Raw genomic sequence first — 3,811 nt, 5'->3', positions numbered from 1 at the left:
GGAGCATGCCCAGCATATTCCGACCTCGATTGCTAATGCTATGGATAACTGCGGCACCGGCGGTGACAGGTCTTTTTCCTTTAATGTTTCGACAACGGCAGCCTTTGTTTTGGCAGGAGGCGGTATCCCTATGGCTAAGCACGGCAACCGCTCCATTTCTTCCAAGTCAGGTTCGGCCGATGTGCTGGAGGCTCTGGGCATCAATCTGGATTTGGCGCCGAATCAGCTGGCTCAGGTGCTGGAAGAGGCCGGGATTGTCTTTCTCTTTGCCAAAAATATGCATCCAGCCATGAAGTATATCATGCCGGCCCGCCTCAGCCTCGGCATCCCGACCATCATGAACCTGACCGGCCCACTGATTCATCCCATGGCTTTGGAAACCCAGCTCTTGGGAACCAGCCGGCCGGATATGCTGGAAAGCACGGCTCAGGTATTGAAAAATATGGGCCGCAAGCGGGCTCTGGTCGTATCAGGGCCGGATGGACTGGACGAAGCCGGTCTGAGTGGTCCGACCCAGTATGCCCTGCTGGAAAAGGGGAGGATCCAGCTGGCCAGCTTTACTCCGGAAGATGTGGGCATGGCCCGCCTTCCGCTGGAAGCTGTTCGCGGCGGAGACGCTCAGGAAAATGCAGCCATTCTGCTCTCTGTTCTGCAGAATCAGGCAGGACCCTGCCTGGAAATGACCGTCCTCAATGCCGGTCTGGGTTTTTATGCCAATGGCAAAACGGCCTCTATCAAAGAAGGGATTGCTCTGGCGCGTGAGGTTCTTGCCAGCGGCGCTGCCTATGAAAAGCTGAAAAAACTGCAGGAGTATCAAAAATGAACAAAGAATTTCTCCCGACCATTCTCAGACAGAAGGAAGCAGAAGTGGCTGCTATGGCCTATGAAGAGCTGCAGCCCCTGCGCCAAACCTATTCTTTCTACGATTTCCTTAAAAGCCGGCCTCAGGAGCTGCAGCTGATTGCCGAGGTCAAAAAAGCCAGTCCCAGCTTGGGCAATATTAACCTTGATGTGGAGATTGTCCAGCAGGCCCGGATCTATGAGGAGAACGGTGCAGCTATGATTTCGGTCCTGACCGATGAAGTTTTTTTCAAAGGCAGTCTGGACTATCTGCGGGACATCTCGGATCAGGTCAGCATTCCTACCCTCAATAAGGACTTTATCATTGATGAAAAGCAGATTGTAAGGGCCAGAAATGCTGGGGCGACAGTGATTCTTCTCATTGTGGCGGCTTTAACGGAAAAGCGGCTGAAAGAGCTCTATGACTTTGCGGTCGGTCTGGGTCTGGAAGTCTTAGTTGAGACTCACAATCTGACGGAGCTGGAAGCTGCCCACCGCTTGGGAGCCCGCATCATCGGAGTCAATAATCGCAATTTAGTAACCTTTGAAACGGACATCAATACCAGCCTTGGTCTGTCTGCTCATTTCAAAGCTGACAGGGTTTATATTTCTGAGTCAGCCATTTTTGAGAAAGCAGATGCCGAGCTGGTGGCCCCTTATTTTGATGCTGTTCTGGTCGGAACAGCCCTCATGCAGGCGGAAGATGTAGCTGCGAGAATGAAGGAGCTGAAAATTGACAAAAGTTAAAATCTGCGGCCTGTCAAGTCCTGAAGCAGTACAGGCTGCTGTGGCTGCCGGAGCTGACTATATCGGCTTTGTCTTTGCGGAGAGCCGCAGACAGATCAGCCCTGAAAAGGCAGCTCAGCTGTCCAAGCTCATCCCCCCAACTGTCAAAACAGTCGGTGTCTTTGTCTCCCCCTGTCTGGAAGAGCTGCAGGCTGTTATGGCGGCTGCAGATCTTGATTTGCTGCAGATTCATGGGGAGTTTGATGAAGCGCTGCTGCCTCAGCTTGGCCGCCCGGTCATTCGGGCCTATCAGGTCAAGCAGGGACTGGGGCAGGTCAGCCGTGCAGCGGACTACATTCTCTTTGATGCTCCGCTTGCCGGCAGCGGTCAGACTTTTGACTGGCAGACAGCAGATACCAGCAGGATTGAGCAGCCTTTCTTTATCGCCGGAGGTCTGACAGCAGACAATGTTGGAGCAGCAATTGAGCACTTTTCCCCCTATGCAGTGGATGTTTCCAGCGGTGTAGAAACAGACGGGCGAAAGGATAAAGCAAAAATCCAAGCATTTATAGAAAGAGTGAAACATGGCATATAATCAACCCAATCAAGAAGGATTCTACGGTGATTTTGGCGGGCGCTTTGTTCCCGAAACCCTGATGACAGCTGTTTTAGAGCTGGAGCAGGCTTATCAGGACAGCAAAAAAGACCCGGCTTTTCAGGCAGAGCTGGACGAGCTGCTCAGGCAGTATGTCGGCCGGGAGAATCCCCTTTACTTTGCTAAAAATCTGACAGCCTACGCCGGCGGAGCCAAAATCTACCTCAAAAGAGAAGATCTCAACCATACCGGAGCTCATAAGATTAACAACGCCCTTGGCCAAGTGCTTTTGGCCAAGCGCATGGGCAAGAAGAAAATCATCGCAGAGACCGGAGCGGGCCAGCATGGTGTAGCTACGGCCACGGCAGCAGCTCTCTTTAACATGGACTGTACCATCTATATGGGCGAGGAAGATGTCAAGCGTCAGGCTCTCAATGTTTTTCGCATGGAGCTCTTGGGAGCCAAGGTCGAGTCGGTGACGGACGGGTCGCGGGTGCTCAAAGATGCTGTCAATGCCGCCCTGCGGGCATGGGTAGCTCATGTGGACGATACCCACTATATCATGGGGTCCGCGCTGGGTCCCCATCCTTTCCCAGAAATTGTCCGCGACTATCAGAGTGTGATTGGCAGAGAAGCCAAGCGGCAATTTGCCGAGCAGAATGCCGGTGCTCTTCCGGATGCTTTAGTAGCCTGTGTCGGCGGCGGCTCTAACGCTATCGGTCTCTTTTATCCCTTTGTCAACGATGCATCAGTTGCCATGTATGGGACTGAGGCAGCTGGCCGTGGCTTGGATACTGACGAGCATGCTGCGACCCTGACCAAGGGCCGGCCGGGCGTTCTCCACGGTGCTCTCATGGATGTTCTCCAGGATGAGCAGGGCCAGATTCTGGAAGCCTTCTCTATCTCAGCCGGCCTGGACTATCCGGGTATCGGTCCGGAACATTCCCACTTTAATGCGATCAAGCGGGCTACCTATGTCCCTGTAACGGATGAGGAAGCCCTGGAAGCCTTTCAGCTTCTGTCCCGTATCGAAGGCATCATACCAGCTCTGGAATCCAGCCATGCCATTGCCTATGCGGTGCAATTGGCTAAGGAACTGGGACCGGACAAGTCTATGATTGTCTGCTTATCCGGCCGCGGCGACAAGGATGTGGTTCAGGTTAAGGAGCGTTTAGAAGCAGATGCAGCCCAAAAAGGAGGTGCCCATGACTAAAACACTCACTCAGCATTTAGAAGCTATCAAAAAAGCAGGCAAGGGGATTTTTGTTCCCTATATCATGGCCGGCGACCACGAGAAAGGCTTAGCAGGTTTGTCAGAGACGATTTCATTTTTGGAAGATTTGGGCGTGTCAGCCATTGAAATCGGCCTGCCTTTTTCAGACCCTGTTGCAGACGGGCCAGTTATTGAGGCGGCGGGCCTGCGCAGCCTAGGCCGCCATACTTCCGCCAAGACACTGGTCGCAGCTCTGCAGCAAGTGGATACTCAGCTGCCCTTGATTATCATGACTTACTTCAATCCCATTTTTCAGTACGGTCTCAAGGATTTTGTTGCTGACTTGGCTGGGACACCGGTCAAGGGGCTGATTATCCCGGACCTGCCCCATGAGCATGAAGATTTTATCCAGCCGCAGCTTGCCGGCACTGACATTG

5 protein-coding genes are annotated in these 3,811 nt (G+C 53.1%); all 5 read left to right on the top strand.

The genetic code is table 11. From position 1 onward, the window contains the following. Nucleotides 1-823, top strand: an 823-nt coding sequence (gene trpD / locus STRDD11_RS09270) for an anthranilate phosphoribosyltransferase (RefSeq protein ID WP_241209388.1), incomplete at its 5' end; no start/stop codon positions are given. Further along, complete coding sequence (gene trpC / locus STRDD11_RS09265; protein WP_128837075.1) at nt 820-1,587, top strand: indole-3-glycerol phosphate synthase TrpC; 768 nt, start codon at nt 820-822, stop codon at nt 1,585-1,587. The genes trpD and trpC, both read left to right, overlap by 4 nt. Further along, nucleotides 1,574-2,161 carry a phosphoribosylanthranilate isomerase gene (locus STRDD11_RS09260; RefSeq protein ID WP_128837074.1) on the top strand — a complete coding sequence of 196 codons (588 nt, stop codon included), beginning with the start codon at nt 1,574-1,576 and terminating at the stop codon, nt 2,159-2,161. The genes trpC and STRDD11_RS09260 overlap by 14 nt, the downstream gene beginning before the upstream one ends. Beyond that, nucleotides 2,151-3,374 carry a tryptophan synthase subunit beta gene (trpB, locus tag STRDD11_RS09255; RefSeq protein WP_128837073.1) on the top strand — a complete coding sequence of 408 codons (1,224 nt, stop codon included), beginning with the start codon at nt 2,151-2,153 and terminating at the stop codon, nt 3,372-3,374. The genes STRDD11_RS09260 and trpB overlap by 11 nt, the downstream gene beginning before the upstream one ends. Beyond that, a partial coding sequence (gene trpA / locus STRDD11_RS09250; RefSeq protein WP_128837122.1) for a tryptophan synthase subunit alpha occupies nt 3,367-3,811 on the top strand: 445 nt, incomplete at its 3' end. The genes trpB and trpA, both read left to right, overlap by 8 nt.

This window comes from Streptococcus sp. DD11 (assembly GCF_001578865.1).
Taxonomy (GTDB): domain Bacteria; phylum Bacillota; class Bacilli; order Lactobacillales; family Streptococcaceae; genus Streptococcus; species Streptococcus panodentis.
This window is presented reverse-complemented; position numbering and strand designations above follow the sequence as displayed.

What these genes read in the sequence shown, in the direction of transcription:
- trpC (WP_128837075.1), top strand. Translation starts at nt 820, where the DNA reads ATGAACAAAGAATTTCTCCCGACCATTCTCAGACAGAAGGAAGCAGAA.
- trpB (WP_128837073.1), top strand. Translation starts at nt 2,151, where the DNA reads ATGGCATATAATCAACCCAATCAAGAAGGATTCTACGGTGATTTTGGC.